General features: G+C 58.3%; 2 rRNA genes. Both read left to right on the top strand.

The window, feature by feature from the left end:
* A 16S ribosomal RNA gene (locus ACLQ2N_RS35940) occupies positions 1–67 on the top strand; the annotation flags it as partial.
* A gap of 305 nt (positions 68–372) precedes the next feature.
* A 23S ribosomal RNA gene (locus tag ACLQ2N_RS35935) occupies positions 373–805 on the top strand; the annotation flags it as partial.

The following is an 805-nucleotide window of genomic DNA, read 5'->3' as shown; positions in this document are numbered from 1 at the left end:
ACTGGCGATTGGGACGAAGTCGTAACAAGGTAGCCGTACCGGAAGGTGCGGCTGGATCACCTCCTTTCTAAGGAGCACTTCTTGCCAGGCTTTGCCTGGTCAGAGGCCAGAACACCGGCGAATGTCCGGTGCTGGTAGCTCATGGGTGGAACGTTGACTATTCGGCACGGCAAGTTGTTTGTCACTAGTACTGCTTCGGCGTGGAACGTGAGGAATGATGGGCCGGGTCGGGCACGCTGTTGGGTATCTGAAGGTACGGGCTCGTTTGAGTCTGTCCTTCGGTTGCCGGCCCCAGTGAACTTGTTCCTTTGGAGCAGGGTGGTGGGTGGCTGGTCGTTGTTTGAGAACTGCACAGTGGACGCGAGCATCTGTGGCCAAGTTTTTAAGGGCGCACGGTGGATGCCTTGGCACCAGGAACCGATGAAGGACGTGGGAGGCCACGATAGGCCCCGGGGAGCTGTCAACCGAGCTTTGATCCGGGGGTGTCCGAATGGGGAAACCCGGCAGTCGTCATGGGCTGTCACCCGCTGCTGAACACATAGGCAGTGTGGAGGGAACGCGGGGAAGTGAAACATCTCAGTACCCGCAGGAAGAGAAAACAACCGTGATTCCGGGAGTAGTGGCGAGCGAAACTGGATGAGGCCAAACCGTATGCGTGTGATACCCGGCAGGGGTTGCGCATGCGGGGTTGTGGGATCTCTCTTTCATGGTCTGCCGGCCGTGAGACGAGTCAGAAACCGTTGGTGTAGGCGAAGGACATGCGAAAGGTCCGGCGTAGAGGGTAAGACCCCCGTAGCTGAAACAT

Source organism: Streptomyces sp. DT224 (assembly GCF_049844595.1).
GTDB lineage: Bacteria > Actinomycetota > Actinomycetes > Streptomycetales > Streptomycetaceae > Streptomyces.
The sequence above is the reverse complement of the archived record's forward strand: the minus strand, read 5'-3'. Positions and strand labels throughout refer to the sequence as shown.